The following is a 22,346-nucleotide window of genomic DNA, read 5'->3' as shown; positions in this document are numbered from 1 at the left end:
GGAAATCCGATTCCTATTGGGGAGATAGATGAGATACAAGAAGTTCGCCGCTACCGCGTTGCTGGCGGTTGCCGCCACCGGGATCACCGCCGGTACCTCCTACGCCGCTCCCACGCCGCCCGCGGCGCAGGACCAGTCCGCCGCCGCGCCCGCGGTCACGGGCACGGACCAGGGCGTCGGCTACGCGCTGCAGCTCGCCGACGCGGGTAAGTCGGTCGTCACCAGCGTGACCGGCGGCGCGTTCAGCGTCGACACCGACAACCGGTCGGTCACCCTGAAGAACTCCGCGGGCGAGACCGTCACCAGCATTCCGCTCACCGCGACCGCCAAGGGCCAGGAGGTCCGGATCGCCGCGGCGGTCGCCGACGAGGGCAGGCAGCTGACGCTGACGCCGCAGGTCGCGCCGACCGCGAACGCACCGGTCGCCGCCGAGTTCATCGGCGCGCAGGAATGGTTCTTCGCCGAGTTGCAGCGTGCCTCGCTGGGCGCGCTGGTCGGCGGTCTGATCGGCGCCGCGATCGGCATCGTCTTCTTCGGTGTCGGCATCCTGCCGGGCGCGGTGCTCGGCGCGCTGATCGGTCTCGCCGTCGCGGGCGGGCCGTCGCTGCTGAACGCGGGCATCGCCTACTTCAGCGGCCAGCCCTGAGAGTTCTGATCCTGGGCGGCACCCGCGAAGCGCGGGAGCTGGCCCACATCGCTTCCGGCGAGCGAGGATTCGAGATCGTGTCCTCGCTCGCCGGTCGTGTGCGTGCGCCCCTGCTGCCCGAGGGGGCGGTCCGCATCGGCGGCTTCGGCGGTGCCGAGGGACTGCGGGTCTGGCTCGAGGCCAACGACGTGGCCACGATGGTGGACGCCACCCACCCGTTCGCGGCGGGCATCAGCGCCAACGCGGCGGCGGCCGCGCGCGCTTCGGGTGTGCCGCTGGTGCACCTGCGACGGCCGAGATGGGTGGAACATCCGGGGGACCGGTGGGTACGAGTATCCGATCTCCCCGCCGCCGCGAGGGAAACGGCCGCCCTCGGCGAGCGGGTCTTCCTGACCATCGGCAGACAAGGCGTCGACGCGTTCGCGGGACTCGACCGGCAGTGGTTCCTGATCCGCGCCATCGACCCGCCGGAGGACGCGCTGCCGCCGCGGCACGAATTGATCCTCGCCCGTGGACCTTTCGCCCTCGAAGACGAATCGCGGTTGCTCGCCGAGCATCGGATCGATGTACTCGTCACCAAGGACAGCGGCGGCGATCAGACCGAAGCCAAACTCGCCGCCGCCCGCGCGGCGGGAATTCCGGTCGTCGTCGTAGACCGTCCGCCGCTGCCGGAGGGCGCGCAGATCGTGGAATCCGCCGGGCAGGCCCTGGATTGGCTGCGCGAGACGCGAATCCGGCACGAGTGAAGCTCTTCCCGGGCTCACCAGCGGCGAGCCGCGGCGTGGTCCGGGCGAATCAGCGGCCGAGCAGTTCCGGCAAATGGTCGAACCACTCCAGCACCGCTCGCTCATAGCGAATCCCGAAATCCAGTGTGGCGCGGGCGAATGCCGGCATCTCCTCGGGGTCTTCGGCGAGATACCGGGTGAGCCGCGCCTGGTGGATCTCCCGGTTGGCCGCGACGATGCCGTCGAGCCGGTCGCGATCGAGATGCGCACCGAAGGAGAGCGTGAGCAGCAACGGCACCCGGATGGTCTCCCCGCCGGGATCGCGGGCGACCCATTCCAGGAACGCTTCCCGGCCCGCGTCGGTGAGGTGATACGGCGTCCGTTCCCTGGCTCCGGTCTCGCCCTTCTCGACCAGTCCCGCCGCGTCCATCGTGGCGAGTTCCCGGTAGACCTGGCTCTGCGTGATCGTCCAGAAGTCGCCGATGCGCTCCTGGGCCTCGGTGACCAGATCCCAGCCCGACATGGGGCCTTCGTGCAGAAATCCGAGCAACGACGCCGCCGTCGAGTTCAGCGGCTTGCGTGTGGTCGCGGTGTTGGTCAACGACTGCTCCCTTCGCTCTCAACATTCCATAGTGGAATGTTACCTGAACGGGGTGGGTCAGGCGTCGCCGGCCAGTTTGTCGAGCCGGGCGAGTACCTGCGCCATGCCCTGCTCCAGCCGTGCCTGGCCCTGTTCGAGCTGCGCCTGGCCGCGCGCCAACGCCGCCTGACCCTGTTCCAAACGGACCTGTCCCTGTTCGAGCACCGTGACCCTGCGGTTGAGTTCGCCTACGTTCTCACGCAGAACGCCGACGTCACGGTGCAGCTCGCCGACGGCTTCCCCGATGGTCTCCGCGCGCCGATCGATGCGGCCGATGCCGTCGAGCGCTTTCCTGGTCAGCGCCGCGAGTTCGTTGAGGACCTCGCCCTGCTCGTCGAGCGCCTGTTCGCCGGCGGTGGCCCTGGCCTCCAGAGCTCGGGCGCGCAGCGTCAGCTCCGACAGTGTCGCGGCCAAGGTCCCTCCGATCTTCGGTGCGTCAGGCGATCTTACGCGCCGTCGGGCGCAGCGTCGCGCGCGCGACCGTAGCGCCGGGAGGTGTAGACCCGGGTGCCCGCGTCGGTCTCCAGCGCCGTGGTGGTGGACGCGCCGATGATCAGCAGCGTACGCATGTCCACCTGCTCGGGGTCGAGGTCGCCGAGCGGCACCACCCGGACCGATTCGGCCGGACCTCCGACGTCGCGCCCGACGACGACGGGCGTGTCGGGCTTGCGGTGCTCCAGCAGCAGGTCGCGCATCGCGCCGACCTGCCAGGTGCGCTGTGAGGAGGCCGGGTTGTAGATCGCGATCGCCATGTCCGCGGCCGCGACGGCGGAAAGGCGTTGCGCCACCACCTCCCACGGCTTGAGCCGATCGGAGAGCGAGATCATCGCGTAGTCGTGCCCGAGCGGCGCGCCCGCCCGGCTGGCCACGGCGTTGGCCGCGGTGAGACCGGGCAGCACCCGCACCGGCACCGCGCGCCACTGCGGGTCCGCGGATTCCTCGAGCACCGCCGCCGCCATCGCGAAGACGCCGGGATCTCCCGAGGAGACGACCGCGACACGCCCGCCCCGCTTGGCCAGATCCAAGGCCATCGCCGCGCGCTCGGATTCCACCCGGTTGTCGCTGGCATGACGACGCTGGCCAGGACGTTCGGGTACCCGGTTCAAGTAGGTGGTGTAGCCGACCAGGTCGGTGGCCTCCGCCAAGGCCGCGCGCACCTCGTCGGTGGTCCACTCCGGCGCGCCGGGGCCCAGGCCCACCACCACGACCTCACCGACGCGGCCGGTCTCGTCCGCGTCGCTGATTCGTTGCTCCACCACCGCGGGCGCCTCGGGGCGAGGCAGCGGCGTGGTGGGCTCGGGGCCGGGCACCAGGGTGATGGCGAAGTAGGGCACCTCCGCGTCGTCCACCGCGGTGGCGTGCAGAACGCGCTGTTCGGTGGTGCTCGCGCGCTCCACGTAGTACGCGCCCGCGAGCCGGCCGGAATCCGACAGTGCCTGGCGCACACCGGGGTAGGTGCGTCCCAGCTTCATGATCGCGGCCGCGTCGGTCGTGCGAAGCCGCTGGGTGAGCTCGTCGACCGGCATGGTGCCCGGCAGCACGGTGAGCACCTGCTCGCCTTCGACCAGCGGCGTGCCCAGCGCGGCCGACGCCGCGCTGACGGAGGTGATGCCGGGGATGATCTCGGCTTCGAACCGGTCGGCCAGCCGCCGGTGCATGTGCATGTACGAGCTGTAGAACAGCGGGTCGCCCGCGGCGAGCAGCGCGACCGAGCGCCCTGCCGCGAGGTGCCCGGCCAGCCGCTCGGCGGCCTGTTCGTAGAACTCGTCGATCGCGCCCTGGTAGCCACCGGGATGGTCGGTGGTCTCGGTGGTCACGGGATAGACGAGATGTTCCTCCAGTTGGCCGGGGCGCATGTACGGCGCGGCGATGCGGCGGGAGATGCTGCGGCCGTGGCGCGCGCTGTGGAACGCGATGACGTCCGCCGCTGCGATCACGTTGGCCGCCTTGACCGTCACCAGTTCGGGATCGCCCGGACCGAGTCCGACACCCCACAGCTTGCCCGGAGTGCTCATTCCTGCTCACTCGCGATCGCGTTCACCGCGGACGCGGTGATGGCGCTGCCGCCTCGCCTGCCGCGCACCGTGAGGTATTCGACGCCGCCGAAATCGATCAGCGCGTCCTTCGATTCGGCCGCCCCGATGAACCCGACCGGGATGCCTAGCACGGCAGCGGGCCGGGGCGCGCCCGCGTCCAGAAGATCGAGAAGGTGGAACAGCGCCGTCGGCGCGTTGCCGATCGCCACGACGGCGCCGTCGAGCCGGTCCCGCCACAGTTCGAGCGCGGCGGCGGAGCGGGTCGTGCCCTTGGCCGCGGCCAACTCCGGCACGCGCGGATCGGCGAGGGTGCACAGCACCTCGTTGTCCGCGGGCAGCCGCTTCCTGGTCACTCCCGACGCGACCATGGTGGCGTCACAGAGAATCGGAGCCCCCGCGCGCAGCGCCGCCCGCGCCGAGGCGACGACACCGGGGGAGAAAGCGATGTCCGCGGCGAGATCCACCTGACCGCAGCCGTGGATCATCCGCACCGCGACCTGTGCCACGTCCGGCGGGAATCCGCTCAGATCGGCCTCGGCGCGGATCGTAGCGAACGATCGACGGTAGATCTCGGCCCCGTCGGTCAGGTAGCTGGCACGTACGTCGGACATGCGGTCCACCATATGGGTGCGGGTCCGGACAGGTCGGTCCGGGTCGGGCGCTTCGCATCCCGGCCGAGCCGCTCCGGATGCCGGGCGCGGACGCCACGCGATCAGGTTCGCGGACGCTCGAGAATCCGCGACATGACAATGGCGCTGCGAGTGCGCCCGACCCGGGCGTTCTCCCGGATCCGTTCCACGGTCACCTCGATCTCGGCCATGTCGGTGGCCATCACGTGCACCAGCGCGTCGGCCTCGCCCGCGATCGTCCACACCCCGACCACCTGCGGAATCGGTTCCAGACTGCGTTTGAGTTCGGCGGGGGAGATGTTGTCGCGGTAGTACACCTCGACGTACGCCTCCGTCTTCCAGCCCAGCGCCACCGGATTGACCAGTGCGGTGAACCCGGTGATCTGTTTGGCCGCCACCAGCCGGTCGACCCGGCGCTTCACCGCGGGCGCGGACAACCCGACCACGCCGCCGATCTCCTGGAACGAGGCGCGGGCGTTCTTCAGCAGTTGCTCCAGGATCCGCCGGTCGAGGTCGTCCACGTCACACCTTCTTTCCCTAACCACAATGATTCGCCAATTTTTCGGACCTATGCGCAACGAATCGCTATTTCTGGCGCAATGCTAGGCGACTTACCTTCGTTTCAGCTGAAAGTCCACGCTGACCTCAGGGAGTTCCGTTGACGTCCGTAGCCACCCTCCCCGTCGAGTCCACCGCACGCCGTTCGTCGCCGCGCCGGTTCGTGATGTGCCGTCCCGATCACTTCGACGTCACCTACTCCATCAATCCCTGGATGAATCCCGCCGAGCCCGTCGACCGTGCGCTGGCCCTGCGGCAATGGGAGATGTTGCGCGCCACCTACACCGAATACGGGCACACGGTGGACGTGGTGCCCGGGGTGACGGGCCTGCCCGACATGGTGTTCGCCGCGAACGGCGGGCTGATCGTCGGTGACCGCGCCATGTCGGCCCGCTTCACCCACGCGGAGCGCGCCGCGGAAGGCCCCGCGTACCACGCCTGGTTCGCCGGATACGGCGTGCCGAACCTGGTGGCCGCCGCGGAGTGCAACGAAGGCGAAGGGGATTTCCTCCTGGTCGGCGACCGCCTCCTGGCCGGGATGGGCTTCCGCAGCTCGTTCGCCGCGCACGAGGAGGTGGCGCGGCACTTCGGTCTGCCCGTGGTGTCGCTGGAACTGATAGATCCGCGCTTCTACCACCTGGACACGGTGTTGCTTCCCCTGGACGGCGACACCATCGCCTACTATCCGCCGGCTTTCGGCCCGGCGGCCCGCGCGGTGCTCGCCGAGCTCTACCCCGACGCGATCGTGGCCACCGACGCGGACGCGGCGGTGCTCGGGTTGAACGGAGTCTGCGACGGTTTCAACGTCTTTCTCAGCAGCGTGGCCACCGATCTGAGCGAAGCCCTGCGTGCCCGTGGCTACCATCCGGTCGGGATCGAGATGTCCGAGCTGCTCAAAGCGGGTGGCTCTGTCAAATGCTGCACCCTCGAGATCCATGGCCGGTGACCGGCCGGATGGTGTCCGGTGACGTGGGACGGTCAGTCGATGCGATAACCCTCGTCGGTCGCGACGATATCGGTGACGTCGCCTTGTGGGCGCCCGCAGCGGCGATCACACCCGGACCAGTGCTGACGTCCGGCGACCGCGACGTCCGTCGCGGGCATCGTCCGCGCGGCGCCGGCCGGATCGGCCGCGCCGGGCAGCACCCGGCCCGTGCCGACCGCGTCGGCGGCGTCGGCCCGGACGTCGGTGCGCGACTTCGCGCAGCCCGGCTGCCCGGCGCAGGCGCTGACCAGCAACCACGGCGAGTCGGCGTCGAAGATCAAGCCCATCGGGGCCAGCACGCGCACCACCTGTTCGGCGGCCCCCTCCGCCAGGTCGGTGACCACCAGGCTGCGCCACGGCGTGACCAGGAGCGGTCGCTCGACCGCGGCGAGGAACTCGGCGGTGCGCGCGGGCAGGGAGCCGAGGCGCACGCCTGCGCCGAGGGCGACCGAGCCGTTGTCCTGTTCGAGCCAGCCGATCGGGATGCGGTGTGCCGCGGAGAATTCGAGCTTTTCGGCGCCGGGGGACAGGCCGAGGCCGTCGATGACGCGTTCCGCGCCGTGTTCGATGTCGTGCAGCCGCCAGCGGCCCGCGTCGTCGCCGCGCAGTTGCAAGAACGTGTGCGCGGCGGCGAGCATGACATCGACCGCGTCGGCGGTGCAGAGCCGCAGGCCGCTGTCCTCGCCCGCCAGCAGTAGGGCGAACTCGTCGGGCCCGACCGCGTGCACGCCGATGTCGGCGCCGAGTCCGCTGACGTCGCCGCGTCCGTCATCGAGGGTGAACAGCACGCGGCCGGGCAGGTCGGCCAGCCGCGGCGCTGCGAGCAGGCCCGCGTCCAACCCCGAAACCAGCGGGTGCACGTCCGCCAGGCCGCCGATCCGGCCGGACAGTGGCGAGGCGATGATGTTGCGCACCCGATCGTGCGTGGTGCTCGGCAGGAGACCCGCGGCCGCGAGCCGCTCGGTCAGTGCCCCTGCGTCACGCACCTGGCGCAATTGGACATTGCCGCGCGAGGTGAGCTCGATATTGCCGTCCGCCAAGTCGTGCGCGGCCTCCGCGAGCGCCTGCGCCTGAGCGGGCTCCAGGCGCCCGCCGGGCACGCGGATCCGCGCCAGCGCCCCATCGGCCGCGTCGTGCAGCCGCAGCACGCCCGGGCAGGAATCAGCAGTACGTCGCGCCATAACGACCCCAGCCTACGGACGCGCGGACCTACCGCGGTGACCGGCCGCTCACCCGGCGATCGAATGCACCCAGTCGATGACGGCGGCCCGGTACTCGGCGGTGTTGCGCGCGAGATTGACCGAATGCCCGCTGCCGGGCAACACGTAGGTGCGCAGTCGCGCGGCCGGGCCGAAGAACGGCGCTTCGGCGGCGTGCAGTGTCTCGGCAGTCGCGCACACCGCGTATCCCGGACCGCAGGACAGCCGGTCCAGGCTGCCGTTGACCACCAGGACCGGGACGTCGATGAAGTTGGTCATCGGCGGGAGGGTGGAGGTCAGGCCGTCGGGATACTCGGTAGGCGAGAAGACTTCCTTGGTCGCTTCGTCGACCGCGAGAACTTCCGGGTCGGCCGTCTCGGGGGCGAAGAAATCGGCGGCGCGGGTGCCGGGCCGTGTCGTCAGATAGCCCGGATCGTAGCGGCGCCCGGCGAATTGCGGATCCGCGGCGGCTTGGTGGTAGGTGGAGATGACGCCGAGGACCTCGGACACGTTGAGCGCGTGGGAGAAACCGGTGAGCAGCACGCCGTCGACATCCTGGTACGTGGTCGCCTCCAGGACGTCGATGCCCGAGCTGAGCGAATGCCCTCCGGTGACGACCTTGCCGAACGGGGGCGCCCCCGCCAGTCCTCGGCGCAGGGCCTGGACGATGTCGTGCAGGGCACGGGCCGAGACGGTCGCCGTGACCTGCGTGCTCGGCGGCCTGGTGCTCGCGCCGTTGCCGAGCCGATCGACCACCAGCGTCGCGATCCCCGCGGCGTTCATCGCGCGCCGGAAGTTGTAGGTCTCCGGGGCGTAGGGGAAATCCCAGTACGTGTGGTTGTAGTTGGAACCCGCGATCAGCACCATGACGGTGTCGGTCGCCCGCGCCGTGGGAGTGCACAGGTCACCGGCCATCACCCCGAGCGGAACCGTAAGGGAGACCGATGTGCAGCGACCCGGCGCAGTGTCCTCGGCGTGGGCCACGCACGGGGTCAGGCAGAGCAGTGTCGCCGCCGCCGATGCGACTAGGGACCGTAGCGAGGTTCGCACGCGACGCAGGCTATGCGCGAACGTCGCGCCGCGCAACATCTGGCGGCTGTAACGCGTGGTCCGTCAAGCGATTTCGGACCGGGATCCGTCAATCATCCATCGGTGCGACGCCGGTGGCGAAGTCGACCGCGGCGGCGTCGCCGTCGACCGCTCCGGCGACGACCTCGAAGGAGCGGGCGTCGACGGCGGTGCAGCCCAGCTTGGCCAGGCTGGCGAACCGGTAGTCGCTGTCTGCCTCGCGCATCGCGTTGTCGAGGTCTTCGCGAGTGTCGTAGATCGTGATCGAGAAGACGGTGTTGTCCTGCTGATCGACGAAGAAGAAGATCTGTCGGGCGCCCTGGTCGGACATGGCGTGCGGGACGATCTCGTGCTGGAGGAACGGCACGGTCGTCGCCATCGTCTCCGGGTCGATGGGGCAGGCGGCCTTCATCATGCGGGCGTAGAGCTTCTTCATCGCCGAATGCCTCCCGAGCCGGGGCAGGTCGTGCGCCTGACTGTCCTGCGAACGACGCTACCGCACATAATGTTGCGTGGCTATCGCATAGTTGATGCCGCACGGGTGCACCCGGCCGCCCCCCGATATCGCGTCGGAAGGGCGGATGTCCGGGACGACGCGGGTGAACGAGGAGCGCGGGAACGTGGGTTCGAGACAAGGGGCGGGTATGCGGGCGGTGCATTTCGTCGGAAGTTTTCCGGCCGAGCGCACGGACATCGCGATGCGGGCCATGCTGGACGGTGCGGGTGCGCGACTGCGTACCTTGCCGACGGGGGAGACCGGGCGCTACGAGTTCTATATCCAGCCGATCATCGAAGACCTGGTCACCCAGGGTGTTCTGGCGGTGAAGAAGCCCGGAACGTGGCGCTCGAGCCGGAGCCGGACCATTCATCGCGTCGCTCGCGGCACCGAATTATCCGGTGCCGTTATGGATCTCGGATATCTCCGGGAGGCCGAAGAGGCGCTGCCGATCTTCCGCGAGCTGCGCAGGGACCGTGAGTTGCCCGGGCTCGCGCTCCAGATCGGCATGCCGACCGACTTCACGTTGACGTTCATCGCCATGGGAGCGTCCGAGGTGCGGCGGCATCGCCGAGCGTTCATCGACGCCACCGTGCGGGACATCGCCGCCATTCGCGAGCTGGCCGGCGACGATGTCGTCGTGCAGCTTGAGGCCACGGCGGAATTGGTGCTCATGGCGAAGACGCAACCGCTGCACCGGTTGGTCGACCGGACGCTGGGGCTGGGCGAAGGGATCGCAGCCCTGGCCGCGGCAGCGCCGGAGGGAACGCGTTTCGGAGTGCACCTGTGCCTCGGCAGTCTGCGCAACAAGGCCCGGGGCCGGTTACGTGATGCCCGGCCGCTGGTCGATCTGGCGAATTCCGTCGTCCGGCATTGGCCGGGGGGACGCGTCCTGGAATACGTGCACGGCCCCGTCGCGGCGGGCGATAGACCGCCTTCGCGGAAGGCCGGGTTCTATGCGCCACTGGCGGGGCTGACGCTCGGTGCGGGCACGGCCTTCCATGCGGGGTTGGTGCACGACATTCCCACCGAGGCGCAGCAGTTGGAGACGCTGCGGATGATCGAGAACGCGCTGGGCCGCCCGGTCGACGGAGTCGCCTGTGCGTGCGGCTTGGGTCGCCGTTCCCGTTCGGTGGCGGACGAACTCATGGCGCGAGCCGAGGTGCTCGCGGCGGGCGGGGTATCCGACGGGTGAGTGAACGCGCCGCCGTGAAATCGAAAACTCGCTCCTGCAATGCCATTCGCCGCACCGGTGTTCTCTGCGGAGAGGAATTCTGTGCCGCTGGAGGTTACCTTTGTCAGGATCGTGTTGGGCGGTTCGGGAAGGTACGGTGGCCGGCATGGAGCGAGCACCGCAGGGCGTCGATCCGAACGTGCCGAATTCCGCCCGGGTATACGACTATCTGCTGGGCGGCAAAGACAACTACGAGGTGGACCGGGCGGTCGCGCATCGAATGTTGTCCATCGCTCCGGATACCCGGACCTTGGCCTGGTTCAGTCGTAAGTTCCTGGTGAACGCGGTCCAGCTCGCCGCGGAGGCGGGGGTCCGGCAATTCATCGATCTCGGTGCGGGCATTCCGACTTCGCCCAACGTGCACGAGATCGCCCACAAGATCGATCCGTCGGCGCGGGTGGTGTACCTCGATTTCGACCCGGTGGTCTACGCGCACTGCAATGCCCTGCTGGCGCACGCGGAGGGTGTGACGGCGATGCTGGGCGACGTCCGCCGTCCGGACGACATCCTCGACCGGCTGAAGAGCGGGGGGTTGATCGACTTTGACGAACCGGTCGCGATCACGCTCGTCGGGGTGCTGCACTTCGTGATGGACGACGAACACCCGGCCGAGATCGTCGCCCGATTGGGTGCGGCCATGGCGCCAGGGAGCTATCTGGCGTTCACGCACGGCTCCGACAACAGCGATCCGGCCTTCATCACCCAGTCGTCGTCGGACACCGCCAACTCCTCGGCGCAGGTCGTCTACCGATCCGCGGCCGTGGTCGAGTCGTTCTTCCAGGGCTTCGATCTGCTGGATCCGGGCGTGGTTCCCCTGCAACGGTGGCTCGGCGACGAGCTTCCGGACACCGGGTTGGTGCTACTGGGCGGGGTGGCTCGCAAGCTCGCGAAGGCGCCTGCCGACTAAGGTCGGCATATGTCCGAAATCTCCACTCTCGCCGACCGGCTCGCCATCGTCGACGTGATCACCAAGATGTTCGTGTACACCGATCAGAAGCGCTGGGAAGGGCTGTCGTCCGAGGTCTTCACGCCGACCGTGGATTTCGACGGCGGGTTCGGCGGCCCGGTGGGGGAGCGGGCCGCGGCCGACATCATCGCGGATTGGCGCACCGGGCTCGCCGACCTCGACGAGGTGCACCACCAGTCCGGCAACCACCTGATCGATCTGGACGGCGACACGGCGCGCGTGCACGCGGACGCCATCGCGGTGCACGTCAAGAACGCCGCGGTCGAGGGCAAGACCCGCACCTTCGTCGGCAGCTACTCCCTCGGCGTCGTACGCACCGCCGAGGGGTGGCGGGTCGACCGGTTCCACTACCACCTCAAGGTGATCGACGGCAACGCCGACCTGGTCTGAGTCCTGCGCAGGCCGGCGGGGATCGTTCGTGACCCGGATCGGCACGCGCGCAATCTTTTCGCGAGCCGCTATGTCGTCGCCCGCGGTGGTGTCGTGGTGATCGGTCGCGCCGTGGCGTCACGGCGAGTGATCGTCACGGCGTCGTCGTCGGTTGTGTTTCCGGCTGCGGCGCCGCGGGTTTCGCCTCCGCGCGTGCGCGTCCCGGCGCCCATACGCCGATCAGGATCGCGGCGACGAAGGTGAGAATGCCCAGCGCGAGCGCGGCCTGCTGGACGCCGTAGACGAAGGCCGACTCGGCTACCTCGGCCAGGGGCGCGGCCTGCGAGCCCACCCTGTCGGTGACCTGCAGCGTCGCGGCCAGCGAGTCGCCGACCGGTTCGCGGATCTGTTCGGGCACCTGCGGTAGGACGGGCGCGATGCGGGCGCTGTACCCGGCGGCCAGGATGCTGCCCGCGATGGCGATGCCGACCGCCGCACCCACTTCGCGTGCCGCGTCGTTCACCGCGGCGGCGACACTGTGCTTCTCCACCGGGGTGCCCGCGATGATCGCGGCCGTCGCGGGTGCGGTGCACAGGCCGGTGCCGCTGCTCATGATCAGAAACGGCCAGAGCAGATCGATGTAGGTGCTGTCGACGTCGAGGCCGGCCAGCGCGAGGAGCGCGATCCCGATGAGCACCAGCCCGCCGGCGATCGGCAGCCGCAGTCCGACCCGTTCGGCCAGCCGGGGCGCCACCGCGGAGATCGCCACCATCGGCACGACCATCGGCGCCATCGCCAGCGCCGACACCAGCGGCCGGTACCCGAGGATCAGCTGTAGGAACTGGACCATCAGCAGGAAGGTCCCGAAGCACACGAGGAACTGCAGGGTCACCGATGCGGTGCCGGAGCCGAAGCCGCGATGGGCGAACAGGCGCACATCCAGCAGGGGGTGCGCCACCCGCGTCTCGACTATCAGGAACGCCACCGCCGCCAGCACCGCCGCGGCCGCCGTGCCGATCACCACCGGATCCAGCCAGCCGCGCTCGGGTGCCGCGATCGCGGCCACCACCAGCGATCCGACGGCCGCGGCCGAGGTGACCGAGCCCCACAGGTCGATTCCCGGACGAGCCCGGTCGACCGACTCCGGCAGTGTGCAACCCGCGATCGTCAGGAGCAGGCCCGCGACGGACATGGCGAGAAAGATCGACACCCACGACCACTGCTCCAGCAGCAGGCCCGATCCGAGGATGCCGAGCACCGCGCCCGCGCCCGCGACGCCCGCCCACAGCCCCACGGCATTGCTCCGGCGCGAATCGGGAAACCCGGCGGTGATCAGCGACAGCGTCGAGGGCATGACGAGGGCCGCGCCCACTCCGGCCACCGTCCGGCCCGCGATCAACCAGCCGGGTGTGTCGAGCAGTACGGGCATGGCCGAGGCCGCCGCGAACACCAACAGCCCGATGATCAGCACGGCGCGCCGCCCGTACCGGTCGCCGAGCGCGCCCGCCGGGAGAACCAGGCAGGCCAGCGCCAGGGTGTACCCGTCGACGACCCAGGTGAGCTGCTGCTGACTCGCGCCGGTCGCGGCGGCGATGTCCGGCAGCGCGGTGTACAAAGCCGCCATCGACGCGACGACCAGGGCGACGGTGGCACAGGAGATCGCCAGCATCCACCGCTGAGCGGATGACAAACGGGTCGTGGTGGACTCCATGGCGCCTCCCGGCAGAACAGAACTGTCAGTATCGCTACGCTACTACCAGTAGCATAAGTTGCCCGGGTGGCGATAGACGTCCCGGAGGAGGAACGTTCGATTCATGACCGGTGCTGTCCAACCGACCCCGCGCCACCTCGCTCCGGGCGAGGATGTCGACCCGCGCAAGCTGCGCTCCCGCGCCAGACTGCTCGACGCCGCGACCGCTCTGCTCAGAACCGGTGGGCTGGAAGCGGTTACCGTCGAGGCGGTCACCGCCATGTCGAAGGTCGCGCGCACCACGCTGTACCGGCATTTCGACAACGCCATGCAGTTGCGCGCCGCGACGCTGGAGCACCTGCTTCCTCCGGTCATCGAGGCGCCGCCCGCAGGCCCGCTGCGCGAGCGGCTGACCGAATTGCTCAGCAGACAGGCAGCGGTGGTCAACGAGGCTCCGCTGCAGATCTCCACGCTGGCGTGGCTGGCCACCGGCGAACGTGGCGAACCCGGCGCGGGCCCCGCCTTCACGTCGCTGCGGCAGCGGTTGATCGAGCAGTACCGCGAGCCGTTCGACCAGCTGTTCGGCGATCCGGAAGTGCGTGCGCAGCTCGGCGAATTCGACGTGACGCTCGCGCTGATCCAGCTCGTCGGCCCGATCGTGTTCGCCAGGCTGGTCGGCTTCCCAGCCGCCACGGCGGCCGACTGCGCGCGGCTCGTCGACGACTTCTTGGCCGCCCGGGCCTGCGACCGCGAACGCCGTACCGGACACACCATCGAGGGCGATCACAGCGGCAGGTAGGCTCGGCGTGCTCGGCGGACGACGAGGAAACCGGTGGAAGTCCGGTGCGGTCGCGCCACTGTAGAAAGCCAGACCCTCCCCGGCGAGCAGCGAACCCCCCGATGGGCGCGTCACCCGAGGAAGGCTGCCACCCGTGATTGTGCTGTTGTCCACGTCCGACACCGATCTGCTCAGTGCCCGCGCCAGCGGCGCCGACTACCGCTGGGGCAATCCGGCTCGCCTGCTGGTCGACGACCTGCCCGGCCTGCTCGACGGCGCCGACCTGGTGATCGTGCGCATCCTCGGCGGCAAGCGAGCCTGGGAGGACGGGTTGGAGGCGCTGCGCGCGAGCGGAATTCCGCTGGTCGCGCTCGGCGGCGAGATCGCCCCGGATGCCGAGCTGATGGAATGCTCCACCGTTCCGGGCGGCGTCGCGGCCGACGCGCACAACTACCTCGCCGCCGGTGGCCCGGAGAACCTGCGCCAGCTGCACAATTTCCTGTCCGACACCGTGCTGCTGACCGGTCACGGTTTCGAGCCGCCGATTCAGCTGCCCAGCTGGGGCGAGCTGGACCGGGTCGCCGCGACGCGGGCCGAGGGGCCGACCGTCGCGGTGATCTACTACCGTGCACAGCATCTAGCCGGCAACACCGCCTACGTCGACGCCCTGTGCACCGCCGTCGAACAGGCGGGCGCGCGGGCGCTGCCGCTGTACTGCGCCTCGCTGCGCACCGCCGAACCCGAGCTGATCGCCACCCTGCGCCGAGCCGACGCCCTGGTGGTGACGGTGCTGGCCGCGGGAGGCACCAAGCCCGCCACCGCCTCCGCGGGCGGCGAGGACGAGGCATGGGATGTCGGCGCGCTCGCCGACCTGGACGTGCCGATCCTGCAAGGGTTGTGCCTGACCACCGGCCGCGCCCAATGGGAGGCCAACGACGACGGGCTGTCCCCGCTGGATGTCGCGACCCAGGTCGCGGTGCCGGAATTCGACGGACGGATCATCACGGTCCCGTTCTCGTTCAAGGAATTCGACGCCGACGGCCTGTCCACCTACGTCCCCGATCCTGAGCGCGCCGCCCGCGTCGCAGGCATCGCGACGCGCTATGCGCGGCTGCGCCACATTCCCGCCGCACGCAAGCGGGTCGCCGTCATGCTGTCGGCCTACCCGACCAAGCACGCCCGCATCGGCAACGCCGTCGGCCTGGACACCCCGGCCAGCGCTATCCGTCTGCTCACCGAAATGCGCTCCGCCGGTTACGATCTCGGCGCCCCCGGCGAGGTTCCGGGCCTGGACGAACAGGACGGTGACGCCCTCATCCACGCTCTGATCGCGGCGGGCGGCCAAGACCCGGACTGGCTGACCTCCGAACAGCTGGAGGGCAACCCGATCCGCATCGGCGCGGCGACCTACGCGGCCTGGTTCGACACCCTGCCCGACGACCTGCGTGCCGCCGTGGTCGAAGCGTGGGGTCCGCCGCCGGGCGAACTCTACGTCGACCGCTCGTCCGATCCGGATGGTGAGATCGTCATCGCCGCGCTGCGTTTCGGCAACGTCGTGCTCATGGTCCAGCCGCCACGCGGTTTCGGCGAGAACCCCGTCGCGATCTACCACGACCCCGACCTGCCGCCCAGCCACCACTACCTCGCGGCCTACCGATGGCTCAGCGCGCCCGAAGGTTTCGGAGCCGACGCGATGGTGCACCTGGGCAAGCACGGGAACCTGGAATGGCTGCCCGGCAAGACGCTCGGCATGTCGGCCTCCTGCGGCACCGACGCCGCCCTCGGTGACCTGCCGCTGATCTACCCGTTCCTGGTGAACGACCCGGGCGAGGGCACGCAGGCCAAGCGTCGCGCGCACGCCACCCTCGTCGATCACCTCATCCCGCCGATGGCCCGCGCCGAGAGCTACGGCGACATCTCGCGTCTGGAGCAGCTGCTCGACGAGCACGCCAACATCTCCGCGCTCGACCCGGCCAAGCTTCCCGCCATCCGCCAGCAGATCTGGACGCTGATGCGCGCCGCGAAGATGGACCACGACCTCGGCCTCGCCGAGCGCCCGGACGAGGACTCCTTCGACGACATGCTGCTGCACGTCGACGGCTGGCTGTGCGAGATCAAGGACGTGCAGATCCGCGACGGTCTGCACGTTCTCGGCCAGGCGCCGGTAGGGGAGAGCGAACTGGACCTGGTGCTGGCCATGCTCCGCGCGCGCCAGCTGTGGGGCGGTGAGCGCAGTGTGCCCGGCCTGCGCGAAGCCCTCGGCCTCGACGAGTCGGGCGGCGAGGCGCGCGAGCGCGTCGACGAGGTGGAAGACCGCGCCCGCGGGCTGGTCGCGGCGTTGCGGGCGGCGGACTGGTCGGCGGACGCGGTCGACGGCCTCACCGACAACGCGGAGGTCCGGCGGGTGCTGCGGTTCGCCGCGCGCGAGGTGGTGCCGCGCCTGCGGCAGACCGGCGTCGAGATCGACCGGGTGCTGCACGCGCTCGACGGCGGGTTCATCCCGGCCGGACCGAGCGGTTCGCCGTTGCGCGGCCTGATCAACGTCCTGCCGACCGGACGCAACTTCTATTCCGTCGACCCGAAGGCGGTGCCGTCCCGGCTGGCCTGGGAGACCGGCCAGGCCATGGCGGAATCCCTGCTCGACCGCTACCGCGCCGACCATGACGAGTACCCGCGGTCGGTGGGTCTGTCGATCTGGGGCACCTCCGCCATGCGCACCTCGGGCGACGACATCGCCGAAGTCCTCGCGCTGCTCGGCGTCCGGCCGGTCTGGGACGAGGCGAGCCGCCGGGTCAGCACGCTCGAAGTGATCTCGCTCGAGGAGCTGGGCCGCCCCCGCATCGATGTCACGGTGCGCATCAGCGGCTTCTTCCGCGACGCCTTCCCCCATGTCCTCGCCCTGCTGGACGACGCGGTTCGCCTGGTCGCCGACCTGGACGAGCCGGCCGAAGCCAACTATGTACGCGCGCACGCCCTCGCGGATCTCGCCGAGCACGGCGACCAGCGGCGCGCCACCACCCGCATCTTCGGCTCGAAGCCGGGCACCTACGGGGCGGGGCTGTTGCAGCTGATCGATGCGAAGAGCTGGCGCACCGACGACGACCTCGCCCAGGTGTACACCACCTGGGGCGGCTACGCCTACGGGCGTGATCTCGACGGTGCGCCCGCCGCCGAGGACATGCGCGGCGCGTATCGCCGAATCGCGGTGGCCGCCAAGAACACCGACACTCGCGAGCACGACATCGCCGACTCCGACGACTATTTCCAGTTCCACGGCGGCATGGTGGCCACGGTACGCGCGCTGACCGGCAAGAATCCGGAGGCCTACATCGGCGACAGCACCCGTCCGGACGCGGTGCGTACCCGGACGCTGTCGGAGGAGACGGCGCGGGTGTTCCGTGCTCGCGTGGTGAACCCCCGTTGGCTCGAGGCCATGCGCAGGCACGGGTACAAAGGTGCGTTCGAGATGGCGGCCACCGTCGACTACTTGTTCGGCTACGACGCCACCACCAACGTGGTAGCCGACTGGATGTACGAGAAGCTCACCGAGAGCTATGTTTTCGACGACGTGAACCGGAAGTTCATGGAGCAGTCCAATCCCTGGGCGCTGCACGGCATTGCCGAGCGGCTGCTGGAGGCGGCCGAGCGGAAACTGTGGGAACATCCCGAACCGGACACACTCGACAGGCTGCGCCAGGCCTATTTGGCGGCCGAAGGCGAGCTGGAGTAGCCGGAGCTGCCTTTTATATCTCCCGGTCGTCAGCGGAACATACTGGCGGGCAAGACATTTCGGGCATTCACAACTGTCGGAAATGGTGATGCGTAGCATCTATAATCGCTAGTGATTCACGGCTGTACCCAGGTAACGACAGATCGAATCTGCTGAGGATGGGAAGGCTCATGAAGTTCACGAAATTGGTTGCGACCACGCTGCTGACCATTGCCGCCACCGGCGTGACTGCGGCGACCGCGTACGGGCAAACCGAGTTCGACGGCCCCGCGAACAATGCGAACGACAGCGGTGTCGGCTACACCGCCACCGTCGCGCCGGACCGGTCGAGCGCCGCGGTCACGCTCGCTTCCGGTACTTTCGCCTATTTGCCGGACGGGGGCATCGCGGTGCTCGGGCCCGACGGTGCGGTGCTGACGACGGTGCCGACGACCGTACAGTCCGCGTTCGGCCAGCAGGTCGGTGTGGCTCCGGACATCGATGCGGCCGGGACGACTTTGACCTTGACGCCGGTCGGCGCCGCCATGCCGGAGCCGGGCGCGCCGCAGTTCATCGGTGACGCGGCGGCCACGCTCGGAGGGGTGGCGATCGGCTGTGCCATCGGTGCGCTGATCGGTATCGTCTTCTTCGTCGTCGGGGTCTTCCCCGGCTGCGTGGTCGGCGGCCTCATCGGCGCCGCCGCGGGCGCCAGCCGCTAGGACAGGACCGGCCCGGAGCGTCGGGCATCGGCCGCGCTCGGTGCACCAGCGCCGGGCGCGGCCGTTCGTTTCTCTGCGAAAGGCGTTCGTTCCACCGCTACTCGTGCCCGGCCGCACGCCGCAAGCGCGCGGCGGTGGCGAGAAGGTGTTCGGCGAGCACGGGGGAGCCCAGAACCTCGAACTCCACCTCGGCGAGGCCGAGATACAGCGTGAGCATGTGCGGCGAGTCCGAACCCACATGCGCGACACAGTGTTCGGGCCAGTCGGGTTCGATGTCCACCGCTGCGGGCATACGCGCCCGGATCACCTCCGCCGGTGCGGCCATACGCACCCGGGCCCGGTAGCGCCAGGTGGCCGCGCCCACTCCGCGCTGCACCCGCTCTGCGATCTCCTCCTCGGACACGGCGCGGGGCGCGAATCGCGGACCGTTCGGGATCTTCGGCGTGATCGGGTCGACGCGAAAGGTGCGCCAATCGCCGCACCCGGTATCCCAGGCGACCAGGTACCAGTGGCCCCGGCAATGCACCATCCGATGCGGTTCCACATCCCGGCGAGACATTGCGCCGGAATGGGTTTCGTAGTCGAAACGCAATCGCTCGCTCGCCCGGATCGCGCCGGCGACGGCCGTGAGCACCGCCGCGTCCACGGCCGTCCACTCCATGGCACGTGCACGGTGGCCGTGGTCAGTGCCTCGACCCGGTGCCGCAAGCGCGACGGCAGCACCTGTTGCAGTTTCGTCAGCGCCCGTACTGCCATCTCCTCGATGCCGGTGACCGCGCCGTTCGCGGCGGTGACCAGCCCGATCGCCACCGCGACGGCCTCGTCGTCGTCCAGCAGCAGCGGGGGCAGCGCCGACCCGGCGCCGAGCCGGTAGCCGCCCGCGACCCCCGGGGTGGCATGCACGGGATAGCCGAGTGTCCGCAGCCGCTCCACGTCGGCACGGACGGTCCGAGTGGACACGCCGAGCCGTTGGGCCAGTGCCGGGCCGGTCCAGTCGCCTCGGAGTTGCAACAGCGACAGCAGCCGCAGCAGGCGCGCGGAAGTTTCCGGCATCGCTCGATCATGACAGTGATCGCGGAAGCTTTCCTTCCGCGATGGACGGTCAGCCGGCCTGTGTCATGCACGGCTCGACGGTGAAGTCGAGGCCGAAGTTGTTCAGTGTCACCGGCAGCGGGGCGTCCGGGTTCGGGCGCGGGGTGGAGCGCAGCCGGAAGTCGGCCGAGGTCAGCAGGTGCGCGAGCAGCGTGCTGGTGACGAACAGAACCAGATTGCGGCCGGGGCAGTCGGCCGGGCCCGCGCTGAACGGCACGAGCTGCGGGTACTGCTCCGCGCGGCCGTCGAGCCAGATGTCCGGGACGAACTGGTCGGCGAACGGCAGCAGATCGGGGTCACGATGGAACGCCGGGACCGCGATCATCAGGGCGGCGCCTGCCGCGATGGTGAAGCGCTCGTCGCCGTCGCGCCACTGGGTGTCGGCGGTGATATCGCGCAGCAGCATGGGCGTGGTGGGCCACAGCCGCACCGACTCGAGCACGCAGGCGCGCAGATAGCCGCGCAGATCCACGCGGTCCGGATCGATGGCGTCGGCGAGCGCGCGGGCGTGGTGCTCGGGATGGGTGCTCAGCACCGCCAGCGCACGGCTGAGCGCGATGCCCGCCGCGTCGAAGGCGAACAACCAGTGCGGGATCTGCCCGACCGGATCGGTGGCCCCTCCCGCGGGCACCGCGGCCAGCGCCCCGGCGAGGCTGTCCGGCGGAGCGGACTCCACGTGGCGGTACAGCCGATTGGTGAACTGATCGCGCTGCCTGCGATGGGCCGGCGCCAGGAACGACCAGTTACCCGCCGAGCGCAGCCGGGAAAGCTCGTCGGTGAGCACGGTGTCGTCGCGGCCACGCTCGCCGAGCACGATCCGCCGCACCAGCCGCCACCACCGTGTGGTGAACTGCCGCGCGTCCAGGTGACCGCGGTGCAGAGCCGACACGACCAGCTCGCGCGCCTCCTCCGCGACGGCCTCGGCGAACGGCCCGGCCAGGCGATGCAGCGGCTCCGCCGAGTCCAGCGCGGCCTCGTTCACCGCGCGGCGCTGATCCCGGATCGGGCCCTGCGACAGCAGCACACCGTGCGGCTGGAACTGGCGCAACGCGGCCCGCTTCTCCCGATTGGCCGGGTGGAACGGCGTCGGCGCGTCGGCCAGCACCCGCCCGACATCCTGCGGATCGAGGACGACCACGATCCGGCGACCCGGTACCACGAGCTCGACCGGACCCGCACCGAATTCACGCCGCAACTGCCGGACGCGTTCGATCGCCCGGGTATCGGCCCCGGTGCGTTCGAGCAGGCCCAGCACCGGCCGACGCCGCGCGATGACGCCCGAAGCGACCGAGGCGAATCCGAGATCCGCCAATGCCGCCACTGCGGGCACCCCCACCAGTCGGTGTTCGCGGTTGTCTGCCATACGGCCTCCTCCCGGTGCGCTCAGGTCGACACGGTGCCGACGACGGGCAATTACCCGGCGACGCTGGGTCGAAACCGCGGCGGGGCCTGCGCTGCAGCGATAGGGGCCGTGGAGCTCAGCTCGGTGACTGGGTCTCGTCCACCGCGAGTGCTTCCTCGACGGAGTCGAACACCGTGAGCAGCCGGTCCAGCGCGGTCACCTCGATCGGCCTGCGCGCGGCGTCGCTCGGGACGACGCGCAAGCCACCGGAGCCGGTGGCCTCCGAGGCCGCCAGCAGAACGCTGAGACCGGCGGAGCCGAGGAACCCGACGTTCGACATGTCCACCACGACCGCGGCGGGCGCGTCGCGCAGCGCCTCGTCGAGCGCCGACTGCAAGTGTGGCGCGGATGCCATGTCTATCTCGCCGTGCACGGTGACGATCACCGTGTCCGCCGCCGACCGCACCTGGACCTCCAGCGCCCTGGGCGCGCTTTCGGAACTCACCATCCACCTCCCGTGCCGGCGAGGCGTCCTCGGCAGTACGCCACGTCGACCTCCGCTCCGGTTCGCGTCTCTTGCGCACTCGGGCAGGGCGCAGAGAGCAAGCATTCCGCGGCCAACTTACCGCATCGAGCCGCCCTCCGATCACACTGTGTGCTGCCCTCCGTCTCGGGCCAGGTCATATCGCTCGCCCGAGCGGGCGTCGTACGCGCTGGTTAGTAACTCACCGCCCCGGGTAGTCGCTGTGCAGGAGGTGTGACATGCCCAAGGAATGGAGTTCCAAGGAAGAGCGGCAGTACGAGCACGTCAAGGATTCGGCGAAGAGCCGGGGCGCGAGCACCGGACGTGCGAAGGAGATCGCCGCGCGCACGGTGAACAAGAACCGTGCCCAAGAGGGGAAGACCAAGACCGCGAGCCGCAGCTCGACCCGGGACAAGTCGCCCCAACAGCGTGGCGGTCAGCGGTCCGGTAGCAGCGGACCGAAGGGGCCGACCCGCGATCAGCTGTACAACGAGGCGAAGCGCCGCAACATCAAGGGTCGCTCCACCATGTCGAAGAGCGAACTGGCGAAGGCGCTGGGCCGCGACTGAACCCGTCGAGTCGGCGTGCGAGCTGACGAAATCGCCCCTGCGAGACGAGTGGCCCCGCCCGCGATTCAACGCTGGGCGGGGCCACTCGAAGTACGCCGTCAGCCACTCGAAGTACGCCGTTATGCGGGTCGGCGTACGGCGGTGAACCCGTCCGGGTGCCCCGACCATGGCGCGCGACCGCCGCCGTGATTCCGGGTGAGTCTCCGAAATCTACGGCGGCGGTCGCGAATCCGAACGGCGGCGAGGCACCTCCCACGCACGGTGGCGCTAGTCGGGCCAAGTGCCGGTGAGCGATTGGTAGCCGGTCGCGCCCGCGCGGTCGATCGCGGCCTTGACCAGACCGAAAACCGCGCCCTGCAATGCCGCGGCGAA

At 69.9% G+C, this 22,346-nt stretch carries 22 protein-coding genes and 1 pseudogene; 10 read left to right on the top strand and 13 right to left on the bottom strand.

Going from position 1 to position 22,346, the window contains the following annotated elements:
- The first annotated feature begins 28 nt into the window (after window positions 1–28).
- Both ON19_RS43805 and ON19_RS16660 read left to right on the top strand, forming a co-directional pair.
- Window positions 29–646: a DUF8020 domain-containing protein gene (locus ON19_RS43805; RefSeq protein ID WP_043692922.1), complete on the top strand. Its 618-nt coding sequence runs from the start codon at window positions 29–31 to the stop codon at window positions 644–646.
- Complete coding sequence (locus ON19_RS16660) at window positions 643–1,392, top strand: cobalt-precorrin-6A reductase (RefSeq protein ID WP_043692985.1); 750 nt, start codon at window positions 643–645, stop codon at window positions 1,390–1,392. The genes ON19_RS43805 and ON19_RS16660 overlap by 4 nt, the downstream gene beginning before the upstream one ends.
- A 49-nt stretch (window positions 1,393–1,441) precedes the next feature.
- On the opposite strand, the gene ON19_RS16655 is transcribed toward ON19_RS16660, so the two are convergent.
- From ON19_RS16655 to ON19_RS16635, 5 genes are all read right to left on the bottom strand, one after another.
- A complete protein-coding gene (locus tag ON19_RS16655) occupies window positions 1,442–1,972 on the bottom strand; it encodes a PadR family transcriptional regulator (protein ID WP_043692919.1) in 531 nt (176 codons plus the stop codon).
- Between the two features lie 57 nt (window positions 1,973–2,029).
- Window positions 2,030–2,425 carry a hypothetical protein gene (locus ON19_RS16650; protein ID WP_043692917.1) on the bottom strand — a complete coding sequence of 132 codons (396 nt, stop codon included), beginning with the start codon at window positions 2,423–2,425 and terminating at the stop codon, window positions 2,030–2,032.
- Between the two features lie 32 nt (window positions 2,426–2,457).
- A complete protein-coding gene (cobJ, locus tag ON19_RS16645) occupies window positions 2,458–4,026 on the bottom strand; it encodes a precorrin-3B C(17)-methyltransferase (RefSeq protein ID WP_043692914.1) in 1,569 nt (522 codons plus the stop codon).
- Window positions 4,023–4,658: a precorrin-8X methylmutase gene (locus ON19_RS16640; protein ID WP_043692982.1), complete on the bottom strand. Its 636-nt coding sequence runs from the start codon at window positions 4,656–4,658 to the stop codon at window positions 4,023–4,025. Before ON19_RS16640 ends, cobJ begins: the two co-directional genes overlap by 4 nt.
- 101 nt (window positions 4,659–4,759) lie before the next feature.
- Window positions 4,760–5,197: an Lrp/AsnC family transcriptional regulator gene (locus tag ON19_RS16635; RefSeq protein ID WP_043692911.1), complete on the bottom strand. Its 438-nt coding sequence runs from the start codon at window positions 5,195–5,197 to the stop codon at window positions 4,760–4,762.
- A 137-nt stretch (window positions 5,198–5,334) separates the two neighbouring features.
- Between ON19_RS16635 and ddaH the strand changes: the two genes are divergently transcribed.
- On the top strand, window positions 5,335–6,180 hold the full coding sequence (gene ddaH / locus ON19_RS16630) for a dimethylargininase (RefSeq protein ID WP_227954712.1): 846 nt from the start codon (window positions 5,335–5,337) through the stop codon (window positions 6,178–6,180).
- A 32-nt stretch (window positions 6,181–6,212) separates the two neighbouring features.
- Here the strand turns inward: ddaH and cobG are convergent, their stop codons facing one another.
- The 3 genes from cobG to ON19_RS16615 all read right to left on the bottom strand — a co-directional run bounded on the left by cobG (window position 6,213) and on the right by ON19_RS16615 (window position 8,922).
- Window positions 6,213–7,400: a precorrin-3B synthase gene (gene cobG / locus ON19_RS16625; protein WP_043692906.1), complete on the bottom strand. Its 1,188-nt coding sequence runs from the start codon at window positions 7,398–7,400 to the stop codon at window positions 6,213–6,215.
- A 48-nt stretch (window positions 7,401–7,448) separates the two neighbouring features.
- Window positions 7,449–8,333 (bottom strand): alpha/beta hydrolase, encoded by an 885-nt coding sequence (locus ON19_RS16620; RefSeq protein ID WP_083899430.1) that lies wholly within the window; start codon window positions 8,331–8,333, stop codon window positions 7,449–7,451.
- 223 nt (window positions 8,334–8,556) lie between these two features.
- Window positions 8,557–8,922, bottom strand: coding sequence for a hypothetical protein (locus ON19_RS16615; RefSeq protein WP_043692903.1), 366 nt, complete (start codon window positions 8,920–8,922; stop codon window positions 8,557–8,559).
- Window positions 8,923–9,106: 184 nt separating this feature from the next.
- On the opposite strand from ON19_RS16615, the gene ON19_RS16610 reads away from it, so the two are divergent.
- The 3 genes from ON19_RS16610 (at window position 9,107) to ON19_RS16600 (ending at window position 11,573) form a co-directional block, all read left to right on the top strand.
- Window positions 9,107–10,177 (top strand): hypothetical protein, encoded by a 1,071-nt coding sequence (locus ON19_RS16610; protein ID WP_227954713.1) that lies wholly within the window; start codon window positions 9,107–9,109, stop codon window positions 10,175–10,177.
- 145 nt (window positions 10,178–10,322) lie between these two features.
- The gene (locus ON19_RS16605) at window positions 10,323–11,123 is read left to right on the top strand and encodes an SAM-dependent methyltransferase (protein ID WP_043692899.1); all 801 of its coding nucleotides are present in this window, start codon (window positions 10,323–10,325) and stop codon (window positions 11,121–11,123) included.
- Window positions 11,124–11,132: 9 nt separating this feature from the next.
- Window positions 11,133–11,573 carry a nuclear transport factor 2 family protein gene (locus tag ON19_RS16600; RefSeq protein ID WP_043692897.1) on the top strand — a complete coding sequence of 147 codons (441 nt, stop codon included), beginning with the start codon at window positions 11,133–11,135 and terminating at the stop codon, window positions 11,571–11,573.
- Window positions 11,574–11,706: 133 nt separating this feature from the next.
- Here ON19_RS16600 and ON19_RS16595 read toward each other — a convergent pair whose 3' ends face one another.
- Window positions 11,707–13,263 (bottom strand): MFS transporter, encoded by a 1,557-nt coding sequence (locus ON19_RS16595; RefSeq protein ID WP_051168975.1) that lies wholly within the window; start codon window positions 13,261–13,263, stop codon window positions 11,707–11,709.
- Window positions 13,264–13,366: 103 nt separating this feature from the next.
- Here ON19_RS16595 and ON19_RS16590 point away from each other — a divergent pair, with 103 nt between their 5' ends.
- The 3 genes from ON19_RS16590 (at window position 13,367) to ON19_RS16580 (ending at window position 18,448) form a co-directional block, all read left to right on the top strand.
- On the top strand, window positions 13,367–14,041 hold the full coding sequence (locus tag ON19_RS16590) for a TetR/AcrR family transcriptional regulator (RefSeq protein ID WP_043692894.1): 675 nt from the start codon (window positions 13,367–13,369) through the stop codon (window positions 14,039–14,041).
- Between the two features lie 133 nt (window positions 14,042–14,174).
- Window positions 14,175–17,750: a cobaltochelatase subunit CobN gene (gene cobN, locus ON19_RS16585; RefSeq protein WP_043692891.1), complete on the top strand. Its 3,576-nt coding sequence runs from the start codon at window positions 14,175–14,177 to the stop codon at window positions 17,748–17,750.
- A gap of 170 nt (window positions 17,751–17,920) precedes the next feature.
- On the top strand, window positions 17,921–18,448 hold the full coding sequence (locus ON19_RS16580) for a DUF8020 domain-containing protein (protein ID WP_043692888.1): 528 nt from the start codon (window positions 17,921–17,923) through the stop codon (window positions 18,446–18,448).
- 97 nt (window positions 18,449–18,545) lie between these two features.
- On the opposite strand, the pseudogene ON19_RS16575 reads toward ON19_RS16580, so the two are convergent.
- From ON19_RS16575 to ON19_RS16565, 3 genes and pseudogenes are all read right to left on the bottom strand, one after another.
- Window positions 18,546–19,501: pseudogene (locus ON19_RS16575) on the bottom strand (helix-turn-helix transcriptional regulator).
- Between the two features lie 49 nt (window positions 19,502–19,550).
- Window positions 19,551–20,903, bottom strand: coding sequence for a cytochrome P450 (locus ON19_RS16570; protein ID WP_043692886.1), 1,353 nt, complete (start codon window positions 20,901–20,903; stop codon window positions 19,551–19,553).
- 115 nt (window positions 20,904–21,018) lie between these two features.
- Entirely contained in the window at window positions 21,019–21,387 is a 369-nt protein-coding gene (locus ON19_RS16565) for an STAS domain-containing protein (RefSeq protein ID WP_043692971.1), read from the bottom strand.
- A 257-nt stretch (window positions 21,388–21,644) separates the two neighbouring features.
- On the opposite strand from ON19_RS16565, the gene ON19_RS16560 reads away from it, so the two are divergent.
- Window positions 21,645–21,974, top strand: a complete 330-nt coding sequence (locus ON19_RS16560; protein WP_043692884.1) for a hypothetical protein — start codon at window positions 21,645–21,647, stop codon at window positions 21,972–21,974.
- A gap of 267 nt (window positions 21,975–22,241) precedes the next feature.
- On the opposite strand, the gene ON19_RS40435 is transcribed toward ON19_RS16560, so the two are convergent.
- The coding region (locus tag ON19_RS40435) for a DUF4235 domain-containing protein (RefSeq protein ID WP_043692881.1) at window positions 22,242–22,346 on the bottom strand (105 nt) is incomplete at its 5' end.

The sequence above is a fragment of the Nocardia abscessus NBRC 100374 genome (assembly GCF_000308455.1).
In the GTDB taxonomy this organism is placed as follows: Bacteria; Actinomycetota; Actinomycetes; order Mycobacteriales; family Mycobacteriaceae; genus Nocardia; species Nocardia abscessus.
Note: the sequence above shows the minus strand (reverse complement) of the source record. Positions and strands in the feature narration are given on the sequence as shown.